Genomic DNA, 15,202 nt, shown 5'->3' with positions numbered 1-15,202 from the left:
GTTGTCGGCTCGGACACGGACGACGCATCGACCTGTGGGCCTGGCGGCGTACAACGTTGTCCGGCTCGTTGTGATCCGTGACGGCACGGCCATCGTGTTCAGCGAGTTCGGACAGCAACCCGTCAGCTTTGGCGACGCGGTGCTGCTGGGGCCGAGCGTGCTGTTCGGCGTCGAACCCGAGGGGCGGGTCACCTATACGACGGTCTACATCGACACCGACATGGCGCTGGATCAGTTCTTCTGGCAACACTCCGCGATCTTGCACGACCGCCTCGACGCCCACGACTTCGCGGGAAAGGTGTACACCGAACCTGCCCAGGTACTGCACCTGGGCCGGGATCGAGCCGGGCGGTTGTTGCCGTGGCTGGACGAGCTGGTCGCCCTCACCGTCGAGGGCAAGTACCTGGAACGGTTCCATCGGATGCAGGCGCTCTGGTTCCTCATCACCGATGTGATCGCGCCGTGCATCCGCGTCTCGACGGTGCGGCTGACCCGGCTGCAACGTGCCCGCGCTCGCCCGTTCTCCGCTCGAAGTCGGGTGCCTGAACCGTTGCGTCGTGAGGCGATGCTGGTGCGCGACGCGCTGCACAGCCGGATCACGCACCCGTGGACGCTCGCGGAACTGGCAGCCCTGGTGCGGCTCTCTCCGAAGCACCTGGTGCGCGTGTTCACGGACACGTTCGGGAAGACCCCGACCGCCTACCTGGTGATGCTCCGCGTGCAAGAGATGGCGCGGCTCCTACGCGAGACGAACATCACCGTCACCGCCACCGGGCAGCGGGTGGGGTGGCGGAGCCGGTCGCGCGCGGTAGAAGCATCCACAGCGCACACCGGAGTGACACCGAGCCGCTACCGAGACATGCGCCCGCTCATGACCGACCTCCCATGACCGAGCCGGTCGCGCTGCCCGGCAAAGTGCCGGAGTGACCGGGAAACGCCCGGCCTGCTCGTCTCCTGCTTCGCCGCGACCGCCGGTGCTTGGTAGGCCGGTTCTTCCCCCTGGTTGCTCGGGGGTGGTCAGAGAAGGGAGGTCGTCATGTCGCTGCTACTCGAACGCCCGGCGACCACGCCGACCGGTCATGAGCCTACAAGGACGCCGCAGTCGCCGCACCCCGCGATAGTGCAGCCGGTCGAGCCGTGGAGTTGCGTCTATGTCACCAGCATCCGTCACCGTCGCATATTGGCGGCGACCGCCTATGACTGTGTGCGCTTCGTGGTCGTGCGCGACGGCTCGATCATCCTCACCGATGCCGATGCCGATGCCGATGCGGGCGGGTCGGCGTCGGTGGGTGATGTGGTGCTGGTCGCCCCGAACGTCGAGTTCGGGTACGAACCCGAGGGCACCGTCACGGTGAGGACAGTGGCAGTGGATACCGATTACTGGTCGAGCAGTTGTTCTGGCAGCACCTCGACGTGCTCGCGGACGGCGAAGCCGCACGCGACCTCGCAACTCACCTGTATCCCGATCCGGTGCAGGTGCTGCGCGTCGGAGAATCGCAGGCCGAACGGCTCGGGCCGATCCTCGATGAACTCGCCACACTCACCGGCGAAGACCAATCGCCGCGCGGCTACTTCCGTGCGTATGCGCTGCTGTTCACGGTGCTCGCCGCCATCGCGCCGCTGGTTCGTCACGCGCCGGTGGAGGTGCCGCCGCTGACCTCTCGGCAGCGGGCCGTGCGGGTCGCGCCTCCCCGGTGGCGGGAGTTCAAGCCGGTGCGCCGCGAGATTATGCGCACGGCGGCGCTCATGCAGAGCAACATCGCCAGGCAGTGGCCGCTCACCGAACTGGACGCGCACGCCTGCCTGTCGCCGAGTCAGCTCAATCGGGTGTTCAAGGACTCGTTCGGGGTGACGCCGCCGGTGTACCTGTCGATCCTGCGCGTACAGGAGATGGCGCGCCTGATCCGCGAAACCGATCTGCTCATCGGCACGATCACCGAACGGGTCGGCTGGTGCCACCACTGCGGGCAAGCCTCGCGCATCTTCCGCCGCTACATGGGCGTGACCCCCATCGAGTACCGGCGCTACGGCCCACCGTCCGCGAGCCGGGCGGGGCCGGGCGTCGGCATCGCCACCGCACGCGCCGACGACTCCCGTGGGAACGGGTGCGCACCTACCTACTGACACCTGCCCACACGACCGGAGGAACCCGACGATGAGCACCGCCACCACGCGACCGCGATACGCTCCGGCGCGCCTGCATGTCGGGGTGGGGGTGACGGTTCCGGCAAATTGCCGGAACCGTGCGACCAGGGCTTTTACTCCCGGCCGGGGTGGTTCCGTCGAATCGGCGGCACCACACTCGCGGGGCGACGGTCGGGGAAAATTTCCCACACCGTCCAGCCTGCGACCTCGGCCCGCTGTGCTGCTCGTTGTGGTTCTCGTGACGGTGGTGGCAAATTGGCACCACCGTCCGACCAGGAGTTTCGCCGTTGCCCCCGCGAACCAAGCCGCATCCGCTGCGACCTCACCGCGACCGTTCACGGTGGTGTCGAATCGCCACCACCGTCGGACCTGCGCTTTCGCTCCGCTCGGCTGGCCGTCACGGGCGCGAACGGTGCCGCAAAATTTGCGGCACCGTTGAGCCGGTTCACGAGGGTACCGAATCGGCACCCCCGTGACATACCCCGTTTGGGGTCGGTCGCAGGTAGCTCCCTGTGGATAAGTCTGCATATAGTACCTCAACTCGATGCCAGGTACTAGATGTACCCGGCCATGAGGTTGGTGGCGTTTCCGGTCTTGTGAAAGGGGAGAACCTCCGGGCTTAGTGGAGATGTCTGACGTCTTCACGAACTCGGAGGTTCTCGTGTCCCACCGTAATGCCCGCTTGACCGTGCACGGCAGGCTGCTCATCGTCCATCGTGCCGGTGCCGGGTGGAAGCAGGCGCATATCGCCGCGGCAATGGGCGTGTCCCGACGCTGCGTGAAGCGGTGGCTGGACCGCTACCGCGCCGAGGGTGAAGCCGGTCTCTACGATCGCTCCTCGCGGCCTCACCACGTCGCCAACCGCACCCCCGATGCCAGGGCCGCGGCGGTGGTCGCGATCCGGAAGAAGGAACGAGTCGGCCGTGACGAGGTCGCGGCCCGCACCGGGGTGCCGGCGCGGACGGTGTCGCGCATCATCGCCCGGTCCGGGCTGCCTCGTCTGGTCGATCTGGACCCGATGACCGGGGAGCGGATCCGCGCGTCGAAGACCACAGCGGTCCGCTATGAACGCGAGCAGCCCGGCGAGCTGGTGCACATGGACGTGAAGAAGCTCGGTCGCATCCCCGACGGCGGCGGGTGGAAGGCGCACGGCAGAGCGATGGGCTCCACAGCCGCCCGGAAACAGACCGTCGTCGGCTACGACTACGTGCACTCCGTCGTCGACGACCACTCCCGGCTCGCATACTCCGAGGTCCTCCCCGACGAGAAGGGCCCGACCTGCGCCGCGTTCCTCGAACGCGCCATCGGCTACTTCGCCGCGCACGGCATCCCCCGCATCGAGCGGCTGATCACCGACAACGCCTGGGCCTACCGATGGTCGCTGCGCGGCGTCTGCGGCGCGCACGGCATCCGGCAGAAGTTCATCAAACCGCACTGCCCGTGGCAGAACGGCAAGGTGGAGAGGTTCAACCGGACCCTGCAAACCGAATGGGCCTACCGGCAACCGTTCACCTCGAACGACGACCGCACCGCAGCACTTGACCCCTGGCTCGAGCACTACAACACTGGACGACGCCACTCAGCCCTCGGAGGCAACCCCCCGATCAGCCGACTGCAACCAACGTCCTGACCCCGTACAACTAGATGTTGTGGTTTGCCTGTCGTACCTGTCTACATGGATACCTCGACGCAGACCACCACAACCACGCCCGAACCAGCCTCGACCGATGCCCCCGAACCACTCGGCGCACGCCTCGCGCGGGAGAGCCGCGCAGCGCAGGGCCTGCCTCCGGTCATCGCTGACCCACGGGTGCGTGAGCAACTGCAAGCCCTCTGCGGCCTGCCGAAGGCGCGGGGGCGTTAGGCGCGCCAGACGAACTCGACCCGATGTGCGAGAATCCCCGCCCGGTACACCTCACGGCGGGCATGAAACGCTTCGACGGTCTCATTGCGCCGCCTCGCCGGTGTCGCGCCGTTCATCCCCCTGGGCAGGGCGTGAACGAGGACGGCTTCAAGGACGAGACTGGCGGCCTGGTGCTGCCACATCGGGGTACGGTCGGCCCACTCCTGTGCGACGGTCGTCATATCAATCGACGGGCCAGTGTGCTCCGGCACCGTGGCGGCGTACTCGCGGCGGGTGCGTTCGATGCGTTCGGCGATCCGTGAGCGTTGCCGCACCCACATCGACTTGTCGATCAACCCGTCGTAGTAGTCATCATCGAGCCGGGCGAGGCGTTCCCGGTCGGCATCGAGCGTCGCGGCAAGCCCCACTCGTGCGGCCTGATCCGCGCCCGGAGACTGGCGCTTGGCGGGGTTGAGGGTGATCTGCTCGAACGTCGCGAGCACGGCTTCCTCCACGAGTTTGGTGAGGTCGCCGGAACGGATCGAGCGGTTGCACCCGCCCGGCACCTGTTGCACACACTGATACACCTGGCCGCGATGCAGCATGGCGCGTCCGCAGGTCGAGCAGCGGATCAGACCCGAGAACGGATACAGCCGTTTCGCCGCCCCACTGCCGGGCTGATGGAAGTTTCGGGCCTGCTTGCGGGCATCGAGCACATCGGAGACCTGCTGCCAGGTGTCCTCGTCCAAGATCGCGGGCCACGCGGCGGTCGTCTGCATCAGGGAGGTTTTCGACCGGGTGCCGTCCGGCAACAACGGTCGATACTCCCGTACCCCCTTGATCGAGGGGTTGCGCAGCACCAGTTTGAGTGTCCGATCCGACCACCGGCACCCGTGCGTCGTACGGATACCCCGCCGGTTCCAGTCGGTGAGAATCCGGTACAACGTCTCTCCGGCCAGCACCCGCCGCGCGGCTTCCCGCACCAACTCGGCAGCCTCGGGGTCGATCACGAGCGTGTGGTTCTCGGCGCGGTAGCCGAACGGCACCTGCCCACCATGCCAAGTGCCCTCGATGGCCTGCTGCTTCGCCGCCCGAGCGACACGGCGGGCGGTGTCGGCTGAGGACTTGTTCGCCATCGCGACCAGCACCCGCGCCATCGCCACATCAGAATCCGTATCCAACCTCAGCGAGCCGGTCACGGAGCGGACGCTGAAGCCGTTGAGTACCTTGGCGTCGATCAGGTCTTCCAAGTCTCTCGGGTCGCGCACCGCCCGATCCAGGTCGTAGGCGATCATCACCCCGGCGCGCTGCTCGCTGAGGTGCTTCAACATCGCGCGGAACTCCGGGCGCACCACGCGCCGCACCCGCTCACCCGTCGGGAGTGTGATCGTGCGCTGCTTGAACGCCGACGTGTCGTTCTCCCGGTACACCTGGGCGACTTCCCACCCGTGCGCTGCCGCATACGCCCGGCAGTCAGCTTCCTGCCGGTCAACACCGCGCTCGGTGCCCTCGGGATCATCACTGATCCGCACATACACCACCGCCCGCAACGACGGCGACGCCTGCGCCGTCGCCTGGTCGTTCGGCTCATTGCCTGCGGTTCGTTCCTGCTGATCGTGGCTCATCTCAGCCACCGCCTTCCTAGCTCTCATCGAGAGGTAGGTGCGTTTACAGAACCTCGGCTACTCGTGCACGACGACTCGGGCGAACCGCGCAAGATCATCATCTTCACCGAGCACAAGGACACCCTTGACTACCTGCGGCAGAAGATCACGACGCAGCTGGGTCGCCCGGAGTCGGTCATCACGATTCACGGCGGCACGCGCCGCGAAGACCGCAAGGCGGCGCGCGAGCAGTTCACCTACGACCGCAACACCGTCGTGCTCCTGGCGACGGATGCCGCGGGCGAAGGCCTCAACCTGCAGCGGGCGCACCTCATGGTCAATTACGACCTGCCGTGGAACCCGAACCGGATCGAGCAGCGTTTCGGCCGCATCCACCGCATCGGCCAGCGGGAAGTGTGCCACTTGTGGAACATGGTCGCGAAGGACACACGCGAGGGGGACGTGTTCACGCGGTTGCTGTCGAAGATCGACCAGATGTCGATCGCGTACAACGGCAACCTGTTCAACGTTCTCGGCGACGCGGATGCTTTCCAGGAGAAGTCGCTCCGTGAACTGCTGATCGAGGCGATCCGGTACGGCGACGAGCCGGAACGCAAGGCCGAGCTCGACCGAGTCATCGACGCGAGCGTCGCCCACGGGCTCGACACCATGGTCGCTGAACGAGCCTTGCACCCCGAGATGTACTCCTCGCTCAATCTCGAAGAGATCCGTGAGCGGATGGAGAAGGCCCGCGAGCGACGCCTGCAGCCCGGATACATCGCGGCGTTCTTCCTCCCCGCCTTCGAACGCCTCGGTGGCCGTATCCGTCGGCGCGAGAAGGGCCGATACGAGATCACGCGGATACCACAGCGCGTCATCGACACGGCACGCCGACTCAACCGGTGGGCACCTGTGCCGGAGCGGTACGAACGAGCCACGTTCGAGACTGCACACGTTCGCCCCGAGAATCAGACACAGGCGGCACTTCTCGCCCCCGGCCACCCGCTCCTCCAAGCGGTCATCGAACTCACGATCGAAGACCTCGGGCCCGTGCTCAAACGAGGAACCGTGTTCGTCGATCGCCGTGAACAGCAATCCGAGCACACTGCACTGCTGTATGCCGTCGAGCAGCGCATCCAGAACGCCACCACCGATGCCGACACCGTGTCGCACCACTTCGACTACCCCGTCCTCGACACCACGGGGGCTGTCACGCTCGCTGCTGCGCCGCCCTACCTCGACTACGACGCACCACACGCGGGTGAGGCTGCGGCAATCGCCGAGGTCCTCGCGGACGAGTGGGCAAACAGCGACCATGAACGCTCTATCCGGACGTGGGCGTATCGAGACGGACTCGCACCTCGCATGGACGAACTCGCCGCGCGGATAGCCGTGGATGTCGACCGCACCCGCGTGCAGGTCAAGGAACGCCTCCTGGCCGAGATCAACCATTGGGACCGCGAGCACAATCGCCTCGAAGCGCTCGAACGCTCCGGCACCATAGGCCGCCTCCGCGCCGACGCCGCGCTCCAGCGAGCCCGCCAGCTCGACGAACGACTCGACAAGCGGCTCCGCGCCCTCGACGAGAGCACGCAACTCGTCGCACTTCCCGCCGTTGTCCGCGGGTCAGCACTCGTCGTGCCGAGCAAACGACTGTCGCCTGGCGACGAGGATGCCGCGCCTCAGACCTTCGCGCGCAACACCGAGCTCGTCGAACGCCGAGCCGTCGAAGCCGTTCTCGCTACCGAACGCGCACTCGGCCGCACGCCCCACGAGATGCCCAGGAACAATCCCGGATACGACATCCAGTCCTTCGATCCCGACGGGCGCATTCACTACATCGAGGTGAAGGGGCGGATCGAGGGGTCCGACACCTTCACCATCACGACGAACGAGGTCACGTTCGCGCAGACGCAGGGCGACCGTCACCGACTCGCCCTCGTCCTCGTGTCGCCGGACGGCGAGAAGCGGGACCGACTTCGCTATGTCATGGACGCGTTTACCCACATTGAGCCGTCCGCGACAACACGGTCGTACAACGAGGAATGGCACGACTACTGGGATCGCGGAGGCCCACCGCGATGACAGATTCAGGCGACACGACTAACGGACCCACGAGAGATGCATCAGTGAACGCAGCACCCAAGAAGAAGCTCATCGAGACGTCTCTGCCGCTCGAAGCCATCAACTTCGCCGCCGCTCGTGAGAAAAAGTCGATCCGCAAAGGGCTACCTCTGATGGTGCACCTTTACTGGGCGCGCCGCCCTATTTCGGTCGCACGCGCCGTTCTCTTCGCCCAGCTGGTCGACGACCCTGCGTCTCGTCCGGAAGAGTTCCCCACAGTCGATGCGCAGGACGCGGAGCGTGCACGACTGCATCGACTGCTCGAGCGGCTGATCATCTGGGAGAACAGCAATGATGATGCGCTTCTTGCCCAGGCGAGAGCGGAAATCCGCAAGAGCAACGATGGCAAGCTACCCTCCGTCCTGGACCCGTTCGCCGGCGGTGGGGCCATTCCACTCGAAGCGCAGCGGCTGGGGCTCGAAGCGCACGCGAGCGACCTAAACCCCGTCGCGGTCCTCATCAACAAGGCGCTCATCGAGATTCCGCCGACCTTCGCCGGCCGACCACCTGTCCATCCAGGCGCTGCTGGGACCCGCAATGCGTGGGGCCGCTCCGAGGGATTGGCGGAGGATGTTCGCGCGTACGGCAACTGGATGCGAGACCAAGCCGAGCGGACCATCGGGCATCTTTACCCCAAGGTCACCGGACCAGACGGTACGCAGCACACTGTCATTGCCTGGATCTGGGCCCGCACCGTCAATAGCCCGAATCCGGCAAACCCAATCGAGGTTCCGTTGGTTCGCTCCTGGTGGCTGAACAAGAAGAAGGGTAGCGAGGCGTGGATCGAAGCCCGGGTTGTCGGCAGAAAGATCCACTACGAGGTGCACAATGACGCCAACGGCCCGAAGGGTGATGACGACGGCACCATCAAGCACGGGAAAGGCGCCCGCTCGGTTGCTGATGGCACACCCTTCACGTATGACTACGTCCGCGAAGCGGGGAAGCGGGGCGAGCTTGGAGCACACCTCATAGCCGTAGTGGCGGAGGGCGCGCGCGGCCGACTCTACCTATCGCCCACTGCAGAGCAGGCCGCGGCCGCGGCGGTCGATCGTCCGGATTCATCTATCGATGCCGACGTACCAACGAACCCCCGTTGGTTTTCGCCACCGGCCTATGGATTGACGAAGTTCTCCGACCTCTTCACCAATAGGCAGCTCGTTGCGCTGACCACGCTGAGTGATCTCGTCGCGGACGCCCGCGAGAAGGTCCGCGACGACGCGCTTGCCGCGGGTCTCCCGAAGGGCGACCGACTCGAGAATGGAGGGACTGGCGCGGAGGCTTATGCAGATGCCGTCGCAACGTATCTCGCGCTGGCGGTCAGCCGAGAAACCAACGCCTCGTCATCAAGTTGCGGCTGGGACAGCAGTCTCCAGAAGATCCGAAACGTGTTCTCTCGTCAGGCCATTCCCATGGCGTGGGACTACGCAGAGGCGAATGTGTTTTCGACATGGTCTGGAGGGTTCATAACCCAGATCGATGGAATGGCCGACGCCATCGACCGTCTCCCGGCGGGACGTCGAAGCACCGCACGTCAGGCGGATGCCTCGACACGTGACTACTCGGGCGCCGTCATCTCCACCGACCCGCCCTACTACGACAACATCGGTTACTCGGACCTATCGGACTTCTTTTACGTCTGGCTGCGACGATCTCTTTCAACGATCCACTCGAAGACGGTTGGGACTATGCTCACTCCGAAGTTCGAGGAGCTTGTCGCTAATCCGTACCGACATGATGGCAAAGCAGGAGCGGAGAAGTTCTTCATCGAGGGCTTCAACTCGGTCTTTGCCCGAGTCCGCGAGGGCGCAGACCCGAATGTCCCGCTGACTGTCTATTACGCGTACAAGCAACAGGAGGCCAACGCCGAGGGGACCTCCTCTACCGGCTGGCACACGCTACTGGACGGTCTCATTGACTCTGGGTGGGAGATAACCGCGACGTGGCCCATGCGAACCGAGATGAGCGGAAGGCTAATCGGTTCAAATGCCAACGCCCTGGCCTCTTCGATTGTCCTGGCTTGTCGCCCCCGCCCGAGCGATGCGCCTACGACGACCCGACGAGCGTTCGTGGCCGCACTGAAGGCGGAGCTCCCAGAGGCGCTACGCACGTTGATGCAGGGCGCGATTGCACCCGTCGATCTCGCGCAGGCGGCAATTGGACCCGGCATATCCGTGTTCTCCCGGTACTCGCGGGTGCGGGAGGCGGATGGCTCCGACATGAGTGTGAAGGACGCACTCCTGCTCGTAAACGCCACGCTGGACGAAGTAATCGGCGAGCAAGAGTCGGACTTCGATCCCGACACTCGGTTCGCAGTCAAGTGGTATCGCCAATACGGCTGGACCCAGGAGAACTCCGGCATTGCTGACCAGCTTGCGCGCTCTTCCGATACGTCGATCGGAGCGCTTGAGCGCGGGGGCATCTTCGAGGCAAAGGGCGGGAAGGCGCGACTTCTCTCGCCGACCCAGCTTGAAGGCGCATGGGACGTGAGCGCCGACGAGCGCGTCAGCGTGTGGGAGGCGACGGTTCGCCTTGCGGCGGTGATGGCAAAGCACGGAGCCGATCAGGTCGCTTCCCTGCTTCCTTCAGTTCAGACGCGGGTGAATCTCGACGCGGTGAAGGAGTTGGGATTCCTGCTATTCCACGAGGCCGAGAAGAAGCGCGACACCAAAGACGCGATTCTCTTCAACGGGCTGGTGAGTGCGTGGGGTGACGTGAACGAGCAGGCGCGAAAGCACGCCGGTACGCCGCGGGCCGTTCAGCAGGCGTTCGACTTCGATGAGGATGGGGACTGAGCTCGATGGCGATGAACAACCGTGATCGCGTGGGAAAGGCCTTCGACCTGTTGTCGGAGGGTCTGCTCGATTCCGTCGATGAAGTGATGACCGCAGCCTACGGTACGTCGGATTGGCCTGCCGCGTGGGCACAAGAAGACGCGCAGCGCCGGGGTGGACTAGCCCGAACGCTGACTAAGCATGATGTGCAGGTGCAGCTTCGCGCGATCACCGAGCAGGGCTACCGGTTCAAGGACGTGCTGTCGCGTGCGCAGCAGGGTTTCGGCTCAGAGCTCCGCGAGACGCGAAATCTGTGGGCGCACAACGAGCCGTTCAGTTCTGATGACGCGGCGCGCGCGCTCGACACGATCGAGCGACTGCTTCATGCCGTTGGAGCGGTGGACTCGGCCGAGGACGTCCGTAAGCTCCGGGTCGACCTACAGCGCACGGTCTTCGAGGATCAGACGCGTAAGCAGGTCAAGCGGACGGCAGTGACGCTCGACCCGGGTTCGGGGTTGCGGCCGTGGCGCGAGGTTATCCGCCCGCACGATGATGTGGCACGCGGCGAGTTCACGGCATCCGAGTTCGCTGCCGACCTGCATCTCGTGCGAACCGGTCAGGCGACGAGCCCCGAGTATGGCGACCCGGTCGAGTTCTTTACCCGCACCTACCTCACAGAGGGTCTGCGGGATCTGCTGTCGCGCGCGCTCCGACGCGTGGGCGGCGGGGACGGCAACGCGAGTCCGGTCGTCAACCTGCAGACCAACTTCGGTGGTGGCAAGACGCACTCGATGCTCGCTCTCTACCACCTCTTCAGCGGCACCCCCGCAAAGGACTTCCCGCAGGAGCTGCAGGAGCTCATCGCCGAGACCGGAAACCCGGATCTTGCGGCGCTGGGCGTGAAGCGCGTCGCGCTCGTCGGCACGTACTTGAAGGCGGGATCACCTCTCATTAAGGACGACGGGACCGAGGTGCGCACGCTCTGGGGCGAGCTCGCGTGGCAGCTCGGCGGCCGCGCGGCGTACGACCTCATCGCAGACGATGACCGTGCTGGGACGAACCCCGGTGAAGCGCTGCGGACGCTGATCGCGAAGTACTCGCCGGCGCTGATCCTGATCGACGAGTGGGTCGCGTACGCCCGGCAGCTCGTCACGGACAAGGAGCTTCCGTCAGGCTCGTTCGAGACACAGTTCACGTTCGCGCAGTCGTTGACGGAGGTCGTGCGGTCAGTGCCCGGCGCGATGCTCGTCGTCTCGATCCCGGCATCTGATACCGGTGATGCGGGTAGCGGTAGCGACATCGAGATCGGTGGCGCCAACGGCCAGCTTGCGCTGGAGCGCCTGCAGAACGTGATCCGCCGGGTCGCCGACCAGTGGCGACCGTCGAGCAAGGACGAGTCGTTCGAGATCGTCCGCCGCCGGATCTTCCAGGCGCCGAACGCTGAGGGCTTGACCACGATCTCCGCCGTAGCTCGCAGCTTCGTCACTCTTTATCGGAGCAACACCGCCTTATTCCCCCGGGATGCCGCGGCACCGAGTGACGACTACGAGCAGCGCATTCGCGCGTCGTACCCGCTGCACCCCGAGCTGCTGGATCGCCTCTACGAGGACTGGTCAACGTTGGAACGGTTCCAGCGCACCCGCGGCGTGCTCAAGCTCGTGTCGTCCATCGTGCACGAGCTGTGGGCTTCGAACGACACGTCCCCGCTGATCCTCCCCGGCAACGTGCCGCTGGAAGCGACGACGGTCAACACCGACCTCACTCAGTATCTCGAGGACCAGTGGAAGCCGATCATCGACTCGGACATCGACGGTCCGGGGTCGATGGCGCAACAGATCGACCTCGACCGCCCCAATCTGGGCCAGCGGTTCGTGACGCAGCGGATCGCGCGAACGATCTTCATGGGAGCTGCCCCGAGGATCAAGGCGTCGCGGAAAGGCTTGGATAAGCAGTACGTCTGGCTCGGAACCGCGGCGCCCGGTGACACGCTCGGCAACTTCGGCAGTGCGATCGAGCTGCTCGCGCAGCGGTCGACGTACTTCTACGAGGAACAGGGCCACTATTGGTTCGACACTCAGCCGTCGGTGACGAAGACTGCGAACGACTATGCCGAGCGACTCCGCGAAGACGTCGAGACCGTGTGGAACGAGATCACCGAGCGACTTCGCAGCGAGGAACGTGCGCGCGGTGTCTTCGATCGAGTTCACGTCGCGCCGGCATCCAGCGCCGACATCCCCGACCTCGAAGACGCGCGCCTGGTGATCGTCCACCCGCGCCACTCGCGGCGGAAGTCCGACGGTGCCAACTCCTCAGCCCACCAGTGGGTGCGCGAGGCGATCGAGACCAAGGGCGCCAGCCAGCGCGTGCACCGCAACACTCTCGTGTTCCTGGTGGCCGATAAGAGCGAGCTGGAGAGCCTGGAGGCCGCTGCTCGCAGCTATCTCGCGTGGAAGCGCGTGCAGGCGACCAGCGAGAGCCTCAACCTGTCGGTACAGCAGCGCAAGCAGACCGACGACTGGGTCACGCGCCTGGATCGGACCGTCTCGGATCGAATCCGCGACACCTTCGTGTGGGCGGTCTACCCCGAGCAGTTCGACGCCACCAAGCCGTTCGAGCTGATCACCGACAAGGTGCCGGACTCGAGCGGCCGCTCGCTTGCCGAGCGCGTCGCCGCAAAGCTGTCCCGCGACGATCAGCTTGTGACCGAGCTGGGTGCGCCGATCCTCGGAGCGACCCTCCATCAGGAGCTTGGGCAGCTGTGGCGCGACAAGGGCGAGATCAGCGTTGGCGAGTTGTGGGGCTACTTCACGCGCTACGTCTACCTGCCGCGCCTCGTCAAGAGGGAGACGCTCGACTCCGCGATCGAACGCTCGCTCAACTCGGTCCTCGTCGACGGCGAGAAGTTCGCGATCGCGTCAGCGAAGGACACTGAGGCCAGTCGCTACCGCGGACTGATCGTGCCGCCTGCGCAGAACGCCGCGCTCCAGGTGACCGACAGCACGCTCCTCGTGGACTGGAACAAGGCCGACGAACAGGCCTCTGCAGATCGTGCCGCCGCCGCTCGAGAAGCCGCCCGGCGCGCAGCAGAGGACGGCGCCGCCGAGGTCGGCCCGGTGGACGTCGTCTTGATCGATGACGAAGCAGACGAGGAGGGATCGAACGAAGAGAGCTCCGCGCCGCGACGCCCGAGCCGCTACTTCGGCTCCGTGAAGGTCGACCCCGACCGGTACTCGCGCGACATCGGAAACGTGACTCGCGAAATCATCGACCGCCTCGCCGGCGCCGGCGCCAAGCTCGAGATCACCATCGACATCCAGGCCAGCAAGAGCGACGGATTCGACGAAGGCGAAGTGCGCACGATCTCCGAGAACGCGCGCGTTCTCAAGTTCGACCCGAGCTCCGGTTTCGAGAACTGACCAGAGTCTGGACACGATCAATGACCCGATTCCTCGTGTCGGCGGTAGCGCCGAATGGTGGCAGTATCGACCGTCAGCAGGTTGACGCGGGCAGTGAGCGGGAAGCTGCAGATCAGTTCCTCGCCATCCACACCTGGGACCCTCCGCTCAAGGTGACGTCCATCAGTCGAATGCCGACTGATGGTGACAAGTTCCCCGACTCGGTCACCATCAGACGAGCTGGCGTCTTTGGGATCGACTCGGTTGGCTCTGAGCACGAATTCATCGAGATCTCGGACTGGTCGCACCCAGTCCAGTACTTCGTCGGGCGAAATGGCAGCGGAAAGTCAAAGGCCGCTCGCGCGATCGCCTTGGCCACAGGCGAGCGGATCCTGACAACCGATCGCCTGGTCGGGTTGATGAACGTTGTTAACCACGGCTGGGGTTCAACACCCACCGAGTACCGCGGCGTCCCAATCGGCGAGGAAGAACGCCGACAGATCCTCGAGATGGCAAGGCTCGCTGGTCTCGCGACCACTGAGCTCTATGCGCTTCGTGAGGAGCCAGAGGTCCTGCTACGCGTTGCAGCTTTCACCCGTCGCGCTCTCGGGCGATCCATCGAACTGCGCGAAACAGCCGGATTCCTAGACCCGTACGTGCGCATGGGATCAGTCGAGTACTCGTTGCTTCGAGACGAGGGTCACGGTCTTCGCGAGCTGGTGGTCCTCCTCGCCGCGGTCTATCGAGATGACTGGCGGTTGCTTGTTGTCGATGAGGCGGAACTCCACCTGCACCCCTCCATGGCCAGGCTGTGGCTCGCCGAGCTGAACAGAGAATGCGAGCAGTCGGGACGATCCGCGATCGTAGTCACACACGAGCCGAGCTTCTTGCGGCCACGACTCGCCAGCGACTTGGCGTCGATTTGGGTCTTCGGCGCCGGATCGCCGCCGCGCCGGATGAGCGAGAGCGTCTTGGATGTGCAAGCGGACCGCGTGGAGGCTTCGCTCGCACAGAATCCACAACTGGTAAGCGACATCGTGTTCTCGCCCCGACCTGTTCTGCTCGAGGGTGTGACGGATGTCGCCGCGATGTCTACAACTCTTACACGCGTCGCGTCGGCGGAAGTGGTCGCGCAGACAGATCTCGTCGACTGCGGCGGGAGCGGCGGTGTGGCGTTATGGCTGGAGATCTGCACGAAGCTGGGCTTGGACGTACGCGCGGTGTGTGATCTTGACGCGCTGTTCGACCCCGAGATGCAGCGCACCCTCGACTCACTGCCGGGGCTCTCAAGTGCAATCACGGAGACGTTCGCCGAGAGCC

7 protein-coding genes and 1 pseudogene are annotated in these 15,202 nt (G+C 65.2%); 7 read left to right on the top strand and 1 reads right to left on the bottom strand.

The window, feature by feature from the left end; all coding sequences use genetic code 11:
- Positions 1–34 precede the first annotated feature (34 nt).
- The 3 genes from ACGG9C_RS05660 (at position 35) to ACGG9C_RS05650 (ending at position 3,775) form a co-directional block, all read left to right on the top strand.
- The gene (locus ACGG9C_RS05660) at positions 35–889 is read left to right on the top strand and encodes an AraC family transcriptional regulator (protein ID WP_024476689.1); all 855 of its coding nucleotides are present in this window, start codon (positions 35–37) and stop codon (positions 887–889) included.
- A 503-nt stretch (positions 890–1,392) separates the two neighbouring features.
- Positions 1,393–2,124, top strand: coding sequence for an AraC family transcriptional regulator (locus ACGG9C_RS05655; protein ID WP_051317669.1), 732 nt, complete (start codon positions 1,393–1,395; stop codon positions 2,122–2,124).
- Positions 2,125–2,806: 682 nt separating this feature from the next.
- Positions 2,807–3,775 carry an IS481 family transposase gene (locus tag ACGG9C_RS05650; protein WP_101852925.1) on the top strand — a complete coding sequence of 323 codons (969 nt, stop codon included), beginning with the start codon at positions 2,807–2,809 and terminating at the stop codon, positions 3,773–3,775.
- A 230-nt stretch (positions 3,776–4,005) separates the two neighbouring features.
- Here the strand turns inward: ACGG9C_RS05650 and ACGG9C_RS05645 are convergent, their stop codons facing one another.
- The gene (locus tag ACGG9C_RS05645) at positions 4,006–5,613 is read right to left on the bottom strand and encodes a recombinase family protein (RefSeq protein WP_024476692.1); all 1,608 of its coding nucleotides are present in this window, start codon (positions 5,611–5,613) and stop codon (positions 4,006–4,008) included.
- A gap of 63 nt (positions 5,614–5,676) precedes the next feature.
- Here ACGG9C_RS05645 and ACGG9C_RS05640 point away from each other — a divergent pair, with 63 nt between their 5' ends.
- The 4 genes and pseudogenes from ACGG9C_RS05640 to ACGG9C_RS05625 form a co-directional block, all read left to right on the top strand.
- Entirely contained in the window at positions 5,677–7,677 is a 2,001-nt protein-coding gene (locus ACGG9C_RS05640) for a helicase-related protein (RefSeq protein ID WP_195694482.1), read from the top strand.
- Positions 7,678–7,721: 44 nt separating this feature from the next.
- Complete coding sequence (locus ACGG9C_RS05635) at positions 7,722–10,508, top strand: DUF1156 domain-containing protein (RefSeq protein WP_228177893.1); 2,787 nt, start codon at positions 7,722–7,724, stop codon at positions 10,506–10,508.
- A 29-nt stretch (positions 10,509–10,537) separates the two neighbouring features.
- Positions 10,538–13,903, top strand: coding sequence for a DUF499 domain-containing protein (locus ACGG9C_RS05630; protein ID WP_390178391.1), 3,366 nt, complete (start codon positions 10,538–10,540; stop codon positions 13,901–13,903).
- A gap of 20 nt (positions 13,904–13,923) precedes the next feature.
- A pseudogene (locus ACGG9C_RS05625) lies at positions 13,924–15,105 on the top strand (hypothetical protein); the annotation flags it as partial.
- Between the last annotated feature and the right edge of the window lie 97 nt (positions 15,106–15,202).

It is taken from the genome of Microbacterium sp. MTN4-26 (assembly GCF_042846595.1).
GTDB classification, from domain to species: Bacteria; Actinomycetota; Actinomycetes; order Actinomycetales; family Microbacteriaceae; genus Microbacterium; species Microbacterium luteum.
Note: the sequence above shows the minus strand (reverse complement) of the source record. Positions and strands in the feature narration are given on the sequence as shown.